Origin of the sequence: Streptomyces sp. NPDC057428 (assembly GCF_042803195.1) — a bacterium.
In the GTDB taxonomy this organism is placed as follows: domain Bacteria; phylum Actinomycetota; class Actinomycetes; order Streptomycetales; family Streptomycetaceae; genus Streptomyces.
Genome location: NZ_JBHVCT010000023.1, coordinates 41029 through 53832 on the forward strand (window position 1 = coordinate 41029; position 12804 = coordinate 53832).

Below are 12804 nucleotides of genomic sequence, written 5' to 3' on the forward strand. Positions count from 1 at the left end.
GCAATGCCGCTGACCGATGCCTAGAGTGCGGGTCCATGAACTTCCTCGACAGGTCCCGAACTGTCGCGCCCCCGGGGTGGAGCCGCTGGCTCGTACCACCCGCCGCGCTCGCCGTGCACCTCTCCATCGGACAGGCCTACGCCTGGAGCGTGTTCAAGCCTCCGCTCGAATCCGCTCTCGGCCTCTCCGGCACCGCCAGTGCGCTCCCGTTCCAGCTCGGCATCGTAATGCTGGGCCTCTCGGCCGCCTTCGGCGGCACCCTCGTCGAACGCAACGGCCCACGCTGGGCGATGTTCGTCTCGCTCGTCTGCTTCTCCACCGGCTTCCTCGTCGCCTCGCTCGGCGCGGCCACCGGGCAGTACTGGCTCGTCGTCCTCGGATACGGCTTCATCGGCGGCATAGGCCTCGGCATCGGATACATATCGCCGGTCTCCACCCTCATCAAGTGGTTCCCCGACCGCCCCGGCATGGCGACCGGCATCGCCATCATGGGCTTCGGCGGCGGCGCGCTGATCGCCTCGCCCTGGTCGACCGGGATGCTGGAGAGCTTCGGCACGGACCGCTCCGGCATAGCGACTGCCTTCCTCGTCCACGGTGTCGTCTACGCCGCGTTCATGGCGCTCGGCGTCCTCCTCGTGCGGGTGCCGCCGGACGGCTGGCTGCCCGACGGCTGGGAACCGAAGCAGGAGACCCGCAGGCTCGTCACCAACGCCCAGGTCTCCGCCCGCAACGCGCTGCGCACACCGCAGTTCTGGTGCCTGTGGGTGGTCCTGTGCATGAACGTCACCGCGGGCATCGGCATCCTGGAGAAGGCCGTACCCATGATCCAGGACTTCTTCGCCGGCACCTCCGCACCGGTGTCGGTATCCGCCGCCGCCGGGTTCGTCGCCCTGCTGTCCCTGGCCAACATGGGAGGCCGCCTTCTGTGGTCCTCCACCTCGGACCTGATCGGCCGTAAGAACATGTACCGGGTCTACCTCGGCGTCGGCGCCCTCATGTACGTCGTGATCGCCCGGCTCGGCAACGACTCCAAGCCGCTCTTCATCTGCTGCGCCCTGGTGATCCTGTCCTTCTACGGCGGAGGCTTCGCGACCGCCCCCGCCTATCTGAGGGACCTCTTCGGCACCTACCAGGTCGGCGCCATCCACGGGCGACTGCTGACCGCCTGGTCGACGGCGGGGGTGCTCGGTCCGCTCATCGTCAACCGGGTCGCGGACGCGGGGGAGCGTGAAGGTCACAGTGGCCCCAGCCTCTACGGCACCTCGCTGACGATCATGATCGGACTGCTGGTCGTCGGCTTCGTCGCCAACGAGTTCATCCGCCCGGTCCACACACGTTTCCACGAGGTACCGGAGGGGAGCCCCCGTGTCCGCCAGCAGTCGTAAGCCGCTCATGGTGTTCGTCTGGCTCTGGGTCGCCGTGCCGTTCGGCTACGGCCTCTACGAGCTCGCCCGCAAGGCCACCCAGCTCTTCACCGGCTGACATCCGCCCGCCCACGACGAAAGCCCCGGTCGTCGAGACGACCGGGGCTTTCGGACAGTGCGCGATACTGGGATTGAACCAGTGACCTCTTCCGTGTCAGGGAAGCGCTCTCCCGCTGAGCTAATCGCGCAGGGTGACCCTGCGTGTACTGCGTGCGCGATACTGGGATTGAACCAGTGACCTCTTCCGTGTCAGGGAAGCGCTCTCCCGCTGAGCTAATCGCGCGGGGGATCCTTGCGGACCGGTGGACGATACTGGGATTGAACCAGTGACCCCTTCCGTGTCAGGGAAGTGCTCTCCCGCTGAGCTAATCGTCCTTGGAGGTGGAGACGGGATTTGAACCCGTGTAGACGGCTTTGCAGGCCGTTGCCTCGCCTCTCGGCCACTCCACCAGGGGTGAGGGTTCGGGAAGATCCCCCACCTTCTGCGAGCGGACGACCAGGTTCGAACTGGCGACCTCAACCTTGGCAAGGTTGCGCTCTACCAACTGAGCTACGTCCGCTTGTCTTTCCAGGCCCGCTTGCGCGTCCCGGCGACGTGTTGAACTCTAGCGGATTCCCGGGCCAGCACAAAAACGCGTTTGCGCAGCGTGCTGAGCCGCCGCCGCCCCGCCGCAGGTCACCGCGCGCCGCCCTAGACTCGGACGCGTGCCCGAGCTCACCCCCCTGGCCCGCTTCGGTGGCCTTGTCGCCTCCGGTCTGCGGGATGTCACCAGCGATCCCGCGGCCCTTGAGTCATCCGGTTTCTGGGCCGTATGTGCCGATTTCGAGGGTCGTCTCGTCTGCGCCCGCTTCGACGATGTGAGGTCGGAGGAGGTCCCGCTGCCGGTGCCCGGAGCGTGGCGAGGCCCGGCACCGGCGGACTGGACGTCCTCGCTCGACGAGCACGCCTACATGGCCGGCGTACGGCGGATCCGTGAACACATCGCGGCCGGCGAGGTCTACCAGGTCAATCTGTGCCGGGTCCTCTCCGCCCCGCTGCCCGACCCGCGGGCGGACGTCGACGCCCTCACGGCGCTGCTCGCCCGGGGCAACCCGGCGCCGTACGCCGGAACGATCCGGCTGCCCGGGCACGGCGTGGAGATAGCCACCGCGTCGCCCGAACTCTTCCTCTCACGCGACGGCCGGACCGTCGGCTCCGGCCCGATCAAGGGCACCGGGCGCACCGAGGGCGACCTGCTCGAGAAGGACCACGCGGAGAACGTGATGATCGTGGACCTGGTCCGAAATGATCTCGGACGGGTCTGCGCGACGGGCAGCGTCGAGGTCCCGGACCTGTGCGTGGTCGAGAAGCACCCGGGGCTCGTCCACCTCGTGTCCACGGTGCGGGGGCGACTGGCCGACGGTGCGGGATGGCCGGAACTGCTCGGCGCGGCGTTTCCGCCTGGGTCCGTCACGGGTGCGCCCAAGTCCAGCGCCATGCGGATCATCGAGGAACTGGAGACGTCACCCCGCGGCCCGTACTGCGGAGCCCTCGGCTGGGTGGACGCGGACCGGGGCACCGCGGGACTCGCCGTCGGCATACGTACCTTCTGGATCGACCGCACCGGCCCGGAACCCCTGCTCCGGTTCGGTACCGGGGCCGGCATCACCTGGGGGTCCGACCCGCGGCGCGAGTGGGCGGAGACCGAACTCAAGGCGTCACGGCTGCTCGCTGTAGCGTCGGGCGCCTACGAGGAGACAGGAAGGACCGCGTCATGAGGATTTGGGTCGACGGCGTGCTGAAGGACGCCGATGACGCCCGGCTGTCCGTGCTCGATCACGGTCTGACCGTGGGCGACGGCGTCTTCGAGACGGTCCGGGTGGCCGCGGGCCGCCCCTTCGCCCTCACCCGGCACCTCGACCGGCTGAGCCGCTCGGCCGGCGGTCTGGGGCTGGACGAGCCGGACCACGACGAGGTCCGCCGCGCGGTGGACGCCGTCGTCGAGGGCAACCCCATGGAGCTCGGCCGGCTGCGGATCACGTACACCGGCGGCCTCTCCCCGCTCGGTTCCGACCGCGGGGACGCCGGCCCCACACTGGTCGTGGCGATGGGGGAGGCAACGCGGCGCCCCGACAGCACCGCGGCGGTGACCGTCCCCTGGACGCGCAACGAGCGCGGCGCCGTGACCGGTCTGAAGACCACCTCGTATGCCGAGAACGTCGTCGCACTCGCGCGCGCTCACGGCCAGGGTGCCTCGGAGGCACTGTTCGCCAACACGGTGGGACGGCTCTGCGAGGGCACCGGATCCAACGTCTTCGTCGTCCTCGACGGCCGCATCCACACGCCTCCCGTGGCTTCGGGCTGTCTGGCCGGGATCACCAGGGCCCTGGTCGTGGAGTGGGCCGGCGCCCGCGAGACCGACCTCCCCCTCGACGTGCTGGAACGTGCCGACGAGATCTTCCTGACCTCCACCCTGCGTGACATCCAGGCGGTGCACCGGATCGACGGGCGCGAACTGCCGGGGGCTCCGGGGCCGGTGACCTCCAAGGCGATGCGGATCTTCGACGAGCGCGCCGCGGACGACCTCGACCCGTGAACGGACCGCTGGGACCGGGCAGGGAGCGAGGGATCCTCGGATCCGGACCCGTAAACGGGGTGACGGACCGCCGCCCAGAGGATAGAAAACCCTGATGACCACGACCCTCCGGCCCGCCGGGCCGATCGAGCAAGGCGCCGACGGCGCTCAGGCGCGCACGTACGACGTGTGCGACAACGGGCGGCCCGTCGGCGCCGTCGGCATCGCCACCGACCCGGAGTTCGGGACCTCGGCGGGCGTCATCCACTCGCTGCGCATCGACGAGGCCGACCGGAGGCGGGGCCGCGGCACGATCGCCGCGCTCGCCGCCGAGGAGGTCCTGCGCGGCTGGGGGTGCACCCGGGTCCGCCTGGTGGCCCCCGCCGACAACGCCGCCGCCCTGGGCCTGGCGGCCGTGCTCGGCTACACCGAGCGCAGCCGGAACATGCTGAAGCCCCTCCGCCGGACGGCCCCCGCGCTGCCGGAGGGAGTCACCGGCCGCCCCATGACGGGACCCGAATTCGCGGTGTGGGTTTCCAGCCAGGTCGAGTCGTACGCGCGAAGCTGGGTGGAGCGCGGGGTGACGGAGGAGCAGGCCCGCCACAAATCGGAATCCGACCATGCCAGGCTCCTCCCGGACGGGCTCGCCACCCCGGACATGTACATCCACGTCCTCGTGCGGGACCAGGAGACCGTCGGCCACGTCTGGGTCGCCCGGCACCGGCAGGCGGAGGGCGACGACATCGGGTACGTCTTCGACGTCGAGGTGCGCGAGGCCCACCGGGGGAGCGGTCACGGCAGGGCGCTGATGCACCTCGCGGAGGACATCACCCTCGACGCGGGCCTCGGCAGCCTCGGCCTGCACGTCTTCGCCTCGAACACGCCCGCTCTGCGGCTGTACGAGTCGCTGGGGTACGAGACGACCCGCTACAACCTGGCCAAGGTCCTCTGACGGGTGTCGGCCCCTGGGTCAGTCCTGGGCGGCGAGCAGACGGTCGGCGATCTCCTCGATCCGCTCGCGCAGCCCCTCCTGACTCCTGCCGCCGTCGAGCCGCTCGTCGCCGATCACATAGGTCGGGGTCCCGGTGACACCGATGGCCTTGCCCTCGGCCTGGTCCGCGTCGACGATCAGCAGGTGACGGCCGTCGATCAGAGCGGTATCGAACTCCTCGGCGTCCAGGCCGAGTTCGTCCGCGACCTCGAGCAGCAGAGGCTCCCCCGCTGCGGCGAGGGAGGCGGTCCTGGCAAGCACCGCCTCGACGTACGGCCACCCCTTGCCCTGCGCGACGGCCTCCTCGGCGGCCTGTGCCGCCGCGTACGCGTGCTTGTGCTTCTCCAGCGGGAAGTGGCGCAGGCGGATTGCCATCCGGTCGCCGTAGCGGGCGCGCAGGGCGTGGATGTCGGCGAGGGCCCGATGGCAGTCGGGGCATTCGAGCTCGCACCAGACGTCGAGGACGACGGGTGCTGCGAAGGGGGAATCGCTCATGCGCGCAGTCTTCCAGGCCTGGGCGGAGCTTCCCAATCGGGACCTGAGGAGGAGCGCAGCCCTGAAATGTCCCCGATGTGGCCCCGGGTCGTGGCCCCGCCACCCGGGGTCGGTGCAGGATGGAAGGGACGTTTCCCTACGGCTGGAGGCCACGATGCTTGCCGAGACCATCTGTTCCGCGGTGTCGGCGGCCGGCCTCGGCATCGCCGCGATCACGGCGTACCGGAAGAGGTTCCTCACGGCCACGCGGATCGCCGCGTACTCCCTGGTGCCCGTGGCTCTGGTGTTGACAGGGGTCATCGACTGGCTGTCGGACATCGTCTTCAAGCCGACGGTCTGGCTCGGCTTCGGCCTGCTGGCGCTTGCCTGGCTGCTCTTCATGATCACGCGAGCCGTGGAGCGCAGGGGCGGCCGGACCCGCAAGGAACGCAAGGCCGCGCGGGGCGCGTCGACGGATGGCGCGGTCGCCCCGGCGGCGTCCTCGCCCTCGTTGACGTCCGGTACGGGAGAGTCCGCCGCACCGGGGCGGGAGAGCGCCAAGAAGCCGAAGCAGGGCTCCGGCGACGACTTCAGTGACATCGAGGCGATCCTGAAGAAGCACGGCCTCTGACAGCCTCGCCGGGGCGTCCGGGGGCGCGCCCAGGGCGTGCCGGGGGTATGAATCGATTCATGTCGACGTCGGACGCCGGTGCGGGTTCCTGCGTCGGTATATTCGGTCTGTGTCGTGATGCTCGTTGCCGCATCCAGCCGATCTTGACGGTGTTCCGGGATGCGGTTAGCGTCCCGAGCGGAATTGAAACAATTCAATCCGACGGTTGCCGCGGGTGCGTCAACGCGGGCGGACCCGTCGGACGTCCGTACGGGCACCGGGAAGACGGCACACCAGGAAAGGGCGCCGACGTGCGCCGGCGATACGCATCAGTGGGGCAGGGCAAGTGGGGCGTGTGGCAGGGATCAAGGACGTAGCCCGGCAGGCCGGAGTCTCGGTCGGCACGGTTTCCAACGTGATCAACCGTCCCGAGGCGGTGCTGCCCGACACCCGCGCACGGGTGCTCGCGGCCATCGAGGAGCTCGGCTACGTGCGCAGCGAGTCGGCCAGGCAGCTCAGGGCCGGCCGCAGCCGCATCATGGCGCTCCTGGTGCTGGACATGGGCAACCCGTTCTTCGTCGACATCGCCCGGGGCGCCGAGCGCGCGGCGCGGGACGCCGGCCTGGGCGTGATGGTGTGCAACAGCGGCCAGAGTCCGGAGGAGGAGGCCGAGTATCTCGGCCTCTTCGCCGAACAGCGGGTGTGCGGGGTGCTGGTCACCCCGGCCGACGCCACCGGCGGCAATCTCGAGGCCTTCGCCCGCCACCGGATTCCTCATGTCCTGGTCGACCGTGTGGCGTCGTCGAACGACACCTGTGCCGTCTCCGTGGACGACGTGCGTGGGGGCATGCTCGCGGTCGGGCACCTCGTCTCGGCCGGTCACCGGTCCGTCGCATACGTGAGCGGGCCGGGCGACCTGCACCAGATCAGGGACCGCCGCGAGGGCGCTATCGCCGCTCTCGCGGAGGCCGGACTCGGCCCCGAGGCCCTCGTCGAGATCCCCTCCGACCGCCTCGACGTGGCGGCCGGACGCGACGCCGGGGCGAGACTGCTCGGCCTGGTGCCGCGGCCGACCGCGGTGTTCTGCGCCAACGACCTGCTGGCACTCGGCGTCCTGCAGGCGCTGTACGCCGCCGGGGTGCGGGTGCCGCAGGACGTTGCCATCGTCGGATACGACGACATCGAGTTCGCCGCCGCCGCCGCCGTGCCGCTCACCTCGGTCCGGCAGCCCGCCGTGGTGATGGGGAGGGTGGCGGCCGAACTCCTCCTGGAGGAGGCGGACGACGGCGACGGAAGCCACCGGCACCGCAGCGTGGTGCTCCAGCCCGAACTCGTGGTCCGCGCTTCCAGTGCCGCTCCGCGCTGACCGTGGGCGCGGTGGGGGCGGGGTGCGGGTGCGGGGTGCGAATGCCTGACGGGGTTTCGGACTGGGGAGCGAACCCCGTTCATCCGGGAGTGGGCGAACTTCCCCTGCGAAAGGCCCTGTTGACGCATGTGGTGCCGCACTGCGTCATGATCGCTGCGAGATGGTGGATACGTCCCGGGGCGAAGCCCCCGCACCCAGTGCCGAAGAACCGCGTGGATGCCTCTTCGCGCTTTCCCAGCCGCCCCTGATGATCTTCCTCACGGTGGTCGGCGGCCTGTTGCTCATGGCTGCCCTGCACGACCTCTTACTGCTGTGAGCGGCCGAACGGCAACTGCCCCGGCTCTCGGTCCGGGGCGGCAGGGCGCCCGTCTTCGCAGCGGCCTCGGCCCTCCGGTCCGAATCGTCCCGGAGCGTGTGGTGCGTGCGAGGGCGCTCAGCCCGCCGCTTCCCGGCGGCGGGCCCGGTAGGCGGCGACGTGGAGCCGGTTGCCGCAGGTGCGGCTCGAGCAGTAGCGGCGGGAGCGGTTGCGCGAGAGGTCGACGAAGGCGTCCCGGCAGTCCGGCGCCTCGCAGCGGCGCAGCCGTTCCCGCTCGCCCGCGACGACGATGAAGGCCAGCGCCATGCCGCAGTCGGCCGCGAGATGGTCCGACACCGACGCGTCCGGCGCGAAGTAGTGGACATGCCAGTCGTAGCCGTCGTGGTTCGTGAGCTGGGGCGTCGTGCCCGCGGCGGCCACCAGGCCGTTGACGAGCTCCGCCGCGGTGCGGGCGTCCGGCGCCGCGAATATCTCCGCGAACCTGCTCCGCACGTCCTGAACGGCCCGCAGGTCCTTGTCGCCGAGGGTCCCGACGCCGCTGAGCCGGTGCCGCTCCGCGAAACCGTAGAGGGCGGGGAGGTCGGCGAGTCCGTCGTCGCCTCCGGCCTCCGGCGCGGTGTTCACCAGATCGACCACTGTTTCGAGGGCGATCCGGGTGTCGTGTGGGATCAGCACGCTTCGCTCCCTGGCCTCCGGCGGACGGGCGCACGCCGATGCGGGCTGACTCTACTGGCTCACAGGAAGGGCTCAGGGCCGGGTGCGGGCTTACGCGGGAGGGGTGGCTCCCCTTTTTTGCCGCGTGCGGCGCCGTCGGCTCCCTCCGTGCCTCCTGGTGGCCCTGGAAGCGGTCCCTCGTGACCCCGCAGGTGTCCACGGGGCGGATGGTGCGAGCGAGGTGGCGATCGGCCGGGCCCGGCGCCCGGCCGAGGGGGCGGGCGGTTGTGAGTACCCACGCTGTCCGGCGGGCGCCCCTCGCGGCCTCCCGCCGGCGGCCCCGGAGGCGTACCCCGGGGCCGCAGCGCACCGGCGCCGCCGCCGCGGTGGGTTCCGCGGCGACGGCGCCGGTGTGAGGCCTATGCGGTTGTCCGCGCGACGCCGTCGCCCCGAGTCGGACGGCGTCCCGCAGTTCTCGGCCTGGCTCAGCTCTCGGCCAGGATGTGTGAGAGCTCCGTATCGAGGTCGAAGTGACGATGCTCGGTGCCGGGCGGAACCGCGGCGTCGGTCCTCTTCAGGAACGACTCCAGGGCCCTCGCCGGGGCTTCCAGCAGGGCTTCGCCCTCCGGGGAGCTCAGTGCGATGCAGACGACGCCTTGACCGTGACTACGAGATGGCCAGACGCGGACGTCTCCGGTGCCGGTGGGCCGGTGCAGCCCCTCGGCAAGGAGGTCACGGGCGAAAACCCACTCGACCGTCTCCTCCGCTCCGGTGTGGAAGGTGGCGTGCACGGCATAGGGATCGGCCGTGGCATACCGCAGGCCCGCTGGTACAGGCAGTGAGGACTCGCTCGACACAACGAGGCGCAGGTGCAGCTCGCAGCTGACCGTGGTGTTCATAAGCGCCAGGGCCTTTCGCTCAGTGTGCGCTCGGGGATTCGCACGTCGGCGAAATCGACATGCCACCTACGGTGGCGTTGTAAACCCCTCTGACCTATTTGTGTTGCTTCGGGTCGCTCGTACAGCGGTGTGTAACTTTGGGTCATGCGTCCATTCCAGTGACGGAAGCGGTCCGGTAGGTTGATCCCCATGAACGCGGAGAGTGACGAGCGGAACGTGGGCACCGCGACGGTGACCGCCCGGTCCACTGCGGGGGACGAGCAGAAGGCGGGGCGGGAGCTGGGGTCGCGGGCGCCCGGGTTCATCCGGGCCTCGAAGGTGCTGCACGTGAGCTGGCAGGCGGGAATCTTCGTCGTCGGCCTCGCCGTGGTCGGGGCGGGCATCGTGATGCTGCCGCTGCCAGGGCCCGGATGGCTTGTGATCTTCGGCGGCATGGCGATCTGGGCGACCGAGTTCGTGTGGGCGCAGCTGGTGCTGCGATGGACCAGGCGCAAGGTCACCGAGGCCGCCCAGCGGGCGCTCGATCCCGAGGTGCGCCGACGCAACATCATCCTGACCACGGTGGGGCTCGTGATCATCGTTGTACTGGTCGGGATCTACCTCTGGAAGTTCGGCGTCGTGATGCCGTGGAAGATCGAGCAGTGACCCCCGTAGTGGTCCGGAGACACCGCTGACATGGGGTAATGTTTGCGGTGCGCCGGGGCGATTAGCTCAGTGGGAGAGCGCTTCGTTCACACCGAAGAGGTCACTGGTTCGAACCCAGTATCGCCCACCCCGGTCCGATGGCCCGGAAGCTCTCAGGAGCTTCCGGGCCATCGGTGTTTTCGTGTATCCCCGGCGGCCGTGCCCGCCGGAGGGACGGGGAGCCCGCAGTGCTCCCCGCCACCACGCGGCCCCGCCGCTCACCGCATCCGGCCGAAGCTCTCCCTGACCCGGCGCGCGTCGCGCAGACGCTGCTCGTACGTCGCACCCACGGCGAGCAGCAGCAGTCCGGCGAGCGCCGGGGGTGCCCAGCGGGGAAGCGCGTCGAAGACCTGCACCACGTGCGGCGCCAGCTCGTGCAGCCCGTCCAGGGCCAGCACCGAACCGCCCAGCACCAGGGGCGCCCGCAGCCGCCCGCGAGCGCCCACGAGCGTCACGACGAGCGCGCCGATCCCCAGCAGCAGGGGGCGCAGCCAGTGCGGATCGGCCCAGGCCACGACGAGACTGGGCACCATCGTCATCGACAGGGCGGGGCCGTAGGCCACCCAGGACGAAGCCGCGGGATCCCCGCGCCGGCGCCGGTGACCCACGACGAACGCCGCCACCGACACGGGCAGGGTGTACGCCTCCGGGTCCGACACCCCGGACGCCGCCAGCCGCACCCAAGCGGCGGCCACGAACAGCGCCGCCGCCGCGTAGCCCGCCACCGGCCGGCGTTCGGGCCGCAGTGCCGTCGCCGAGGCCAGCACCCCGCACAACCCGAGGACCAGTGCCAGGACCGGCGGGTCCGTCAGCGCGAGTCCCACGGCCGGCACCGCGCCGAAGGCCCCGGCGAGTTCCACGGACAACGCAGTCGCCGGCTGCCGCAGCCTTCCCCCGAGGAACACCGTCACCGCCGTCACCACCAGCAGGAGCAGGGCCGTGTGCGGGGCGGTCCATCCCAGCGAGGCCCCCGCGGCGGCGGCCACCGCGATCGCGCTCAGTACCGAACCGCAGGCGAGCAGAGACTGCACGGCGGCTGACCGGGACCGGGCCGCGCCTGCGGCGAACAGCACCGTCAGGCTCCCGTACACCGCATAGGTGGCGGGCTCTGCGGCGAGCGCCAGCAGACCCGCGCTCGCGGCCCCCACCAGAGCGCACACGAGCCAGGTCACCGCGAGGACGCCGGTCCGGCGCCCTGCCGCCAGGGCCAGCAGCGACGCGGTCAGCAGCAGCTCGACGGCCACGGCCACCGCGTACGGCGCGTCCGCCACCGCGAGCAGCGCCAGGGCCGCTCCCCAGCCCAGGACCGATGCCGACGCCCCTGCCGCCGCGCGCCGACCGCCCTCGGGGAACACCCTCGGCCACCTGACGTGCAGCACGGCCGCCAGTGCTGCGGCCATGGCGAGGACCACGGGGGCGGCACCCGACCAGGGCCAGGGCGTCGAGGGCCCGAGCGCGTCCCGGAAACCCTCCGGCGCCCCGGACCAGATGTCCGAGAGCACGGACAGCGGACCCAGGACCGCCGCGGCGACCGCGGGGGCCGCCCACAGCACCGCACCCGCCACGACCGCGGCCGACGCCCCCAGGAGGCCCCGGATCACCGGCCTGGGAGCCGGGAGCCGCAGTGCCACCGTCAGCGCCGCACCGCACACCAGGTACGCGGCGACGGCCCAGTCCCACGGCAGCGGCGTACGTAGCACACCGCCGACCGCGGCCACCACCGCGAGACCTGCGACAGCGCCCGCGAGCACGGCCGTACCCTTCGGCGCGCGCCATGCCCCCAGGAGCGCGACCGCCGCACCGGCCAGCAGCAGCGCACCCGCGCCCGAGGCACCCACCGGACCGGCGGACGTCACGGACAGCCCCAGGCCCAGCGCCAGGGCGGTCAGCCCCGTGAGCCACGCGCCGGCGCACGCCGTGATCCGCACCGCCGTACCCCGGCCCCACAGGGCCACCGCGACGTCCGCCGCGGCCGTCGCCGCGAGCGCCCAGCCGAAGCCCGCCGCGGACGCCCCCGCCGCCCACGCGGTCAGCACCAGTGGCAACTGCCCGGCCACCACGGCCGAGGGGAGCGGCACCCGGAGGCGGCCGAGCAGCAGCCCGTACGCCGTCCACGCCGCGGCCAGCACCGCGGACGCGACCGCGGCGAACGCGAGCCCGTCCGTGTCCGGCGCCGCCACCGCGTGCAGGGCGAACGCGTCCAGCACCGTCAGCACCAGAGCCAGCGCGGCCACCGACTCCGCCGTCGCGGGCAGCCGTCGGCCCATCAGCAGCGCGGGCGCCACCAGGGTGCCCGCGGTCACCGCCGCCAGCACGGCCGAACGGCCGGCGATACCCATCTCGCCCCAGCTGAACAGGGTGAAAGCGATCGCCGCGACGGTCAGCAGCAGGCCACCCAGGACCAGCAGGACGTTCTGCGCGCCGTGCGCGGGCGCGGCGGGCGGGCCGGACGGCCCGGGGGCGGGCCGGACGGCAGCTGCCGGGAACGGCGCGGGGCCGGCCGGCGTGCGCAGCACGTTCACCAGCCAGGCGCGACGGTTCAGCAGCTGCAGCCGGCGAGCGTCCAGCCGGGCCAGTTCATGATCGAGGAGGGCCAATTCCTCGGCGGGTGGCGGCACATGTGTCATGCGGTGAAGTGTGGTGGCGGCCACAGGCGCGCACATGGGCTCGGATACTCAGATCCGCCACTGAGTAGGAGTTTGAACCAGGGGCGCCCGGCCCTGTATGGTTCAACCCGTTCCCGGGCGATTAGCTCAGTGGGAGAGCGCTTCGTTCACACCGAAGAGGTCACTGGTTCGAAACCAGTATCGCCCACCGGGAAGAGCCGGTCC

Annotated in this window: 12 protein-coding genes and 7 tRNA genes; 10 read left to right on the forward strand and 9 right to left on the reverse strand. The window is 71.5% G+C overall.

Annotated features, from left to right (window positions below):
• Positions 1–35 precede the first annotated feature (35 nt).
• Entirely contained in the window at positions 36–1385 is a 1350-nt protein-coding gene (locus ACFU5K_RS12230) for an OFA family MFS transporter (RefSeq protein ID WP_384059639.1), read from the forward strand.
• A 155-nt stretch (positions 1386–1540) separates the two neighbouring features.
• Here the strand turns inward: ACFU5K_RS12230 and ACFU5K_RS12235 are convergent.
• The 5 genes from ACFU5K_RS12235 to ACFU5K_RS12255 form a co-directional block, all read right to left on the reverse strand.
• Positions 1541–1612 (reverse strand) — tRNA-Val (locus ACFU5K_RS12235).
• A gap of 23 nt (positions 1613–1635) precedes the next feature.
• Positions 1636–1707 (reverse strand) — tRNA-Val (locus tag ACFU5K_RS12240).
• Between the two features lie 20 nt (positions 1708–1727).
• Positions 1728–1799, reverse strand: a tRNA-Val gene (locus ACFU5K_RS12245).
• Position 1800: 1 nt separating this feature from the next.
• Positions 1801–1874: transfer RNA gene (locus ACFU5K_RS12250), tRNA-Cys, on the reverse strand.
• A gap of 37 nt (positions 1875–1911) precedes the next feature.
• Positions 1912–1984 (reverse strand) — tRNA-Gly (locus ACFU5K_RS12255).
• Positions 1985–2129: 145 nt separating this feature from the next.
• Here ACFU5K_RS12255 and ACFU5K_RS12260 point away from each other — a divergent pair.
• From ACFU5K_RS12260 to ACFU5K_RS12270, 3 genes are all read left to right on the forward strand, one after another.
• Positions 2130–3182 (forward strand): chorismate-binding protein, encoded by a 1053-nt coding sequence (locus tag ACFU5K_RS12260; RefSeq protein ID WP_384059641.1) that lies wholly within the window; start codon positions 2130–2132, stop codon positions 3180–3182.
• Positions 3179–4000: an aminotransferase class IV gene (locus ACFU5K_RS12265; protein WP_384059644.1), complete on the forward strand. Its 822-nt coding sequence runs from the start codon at positions 3179–3181 to the stop codon at positions 3998–4000. The genes ACFU5K_RS12260 and ACFU5K_RS12265 overlap by 4 nt, the downstream gene beginning before the upstream one ends.
• A gap of 94 nt (positions 4001–4094) precedes the next feature.
• Positions 4095–4931, forward strand: a complete 837-nt coding sequence (locus ACFU5K_RS12270) for a GNAT family N-acetyltransferase (RefSeq protein WP_384059647.1) — start codon at positions 4095–4097, stop codon at positions 4929–4931.
• 18 nt (positions 4932–4949) lie between these two features.
• On the opposite strand, the gene ACFU5K_RS12275 is transcribed toward ACFU5K_RS12270, so the two are convergent.
• On the reverse strand, positions 4950–5465 hold the full coding sequence (locus ACFU5K_RS12275) for a DsbA family protein (protein ID WP_384059650.1): 516 nt from the start codon (positions 5463–5465) through the stop codon (positions 4950–4952).
• Between the two features lie 154 nt (positions 5466–5619).
• Between ACFU5K_RS12275 and ACFU5K_RS12280 the strand changes: the two genes are divergently transcribed.
• The 3 genes from ACFU5K_RS12280 to ACFU5K_RS12290 all read left to right on the forward strand — a co-directional run bounded on the left by ACFU5K_RS12280 (position 5620) and on the right by ACFU5K_RS12290 (position 7736).
• Positions 5620–6075, forward strand: a complete 456-nt coding sequence (locus tag ACFU5K_RS12280; protein ID WP_384059652.1) for a hypothetical protein — start codon at positions 5620–5622, stop codon at positions 6073–6075.
• 325 nt (positions 6076–6400) lie between these two features.
• A complete protein-coding gene (locus ACFU5K_RS12285) occupies positions 6401–7420 on the forward strand; it encodes a LacI family DNA-binding transcriptional regulator (RefSeq protein ID WP_384059655.1) in 1020 nt (339 codons plus the stop codon).
• 160 nt (positions 7421–7580) lie between these two features.
• Positions 7581–7736, forward strand: coding sequence for a hypothetical protein (locus ACFU5K_RS12290; protein WP_356535369.1), 156 nt, complete (start codon positions 7581–7583; stop codon positions 7734–7736).
• Between the two features lie 117 nt (positions 7737–7853).
• Here ACFU5K_RS12290 and ACFU5K_RS12295 read toward each other — a convergent pair whose 3' ends face one another.
• A complete protein-coding gene (locus tag ACFU5K_RS12295; protein ID WP_384059657.1) occupies positions 7854–8411 on the reverse strand; it encodes a CGNR zinc finger domain-containing protein in 558 nt (185 codons plus the stop codon).
• A 464-nt stretch (positions 8412–8875) separates the two neighbouring features.
• Positions 8876–9289, reverse strand: coding sequence for an SsgA family sporulation/cell division regulator (locus ACFU5K_RS12300; RefSeq protein WP_030589699.1), 414 nt, complete (start codon positions 9287–9289; stop codon positions 8876–8878).
• 189 nt (positions 9290–9478) lie between these two features.
• Between ACFU5K_RS12300 and ACFU5K_RS12305 the strand changes: the two genes are divergently transcribed.
• Together ACFU5K_RS12305 and ACFU5K_RS12310 are read left to right on the forward strand one after the other, a co-directional pair.
• Positions 9479–9934: a TIGR02611 family protein gene (locus tag ACFU5K_RS12305; protein WP_384059660.1), complete on the forward strand. Its 456-nt coding sequence runs from the start codon at positions 9479–9481 to the stop codon at positions 9932–9934.
• A 55-nt stretch (positions 9935–9989) separates the two neighbouring features.
• Positions 9990–10061: transfer RNA gene (locus ACFU5K_RS12310), tRNA-Val, on the forward strand.
• Between the two features lie 130 nt (positions 10062–10191).
• Here ACFU5K_RS12310 and ACFU5K_RS12315 read toward each other — a convergent pair.
• Complete coding sequence (locus tag ACFU5K_RS12315) at positions 10192–12600, reverse strand: SCO7613 C-terminal domain-containing membrane protein (RefSeq protein ID WP_384059663.1); 2409 nt, start codon at positions 12598–12600, stop codon at positions 10192–10194.
• Positions 12601–12715: 115 nt separating this feature from the next.
• Between ACFU5K_RS12315 and ACFU5K_RS12320 the strand changes: the two genes are divergently transcribed.
• Positions 12716–12787 (forward strand) — tRNA-Val (locus tag ACFU5K_RS12320).
• Positions 12788–12804 lie beyond the last annotated feature (17 nt).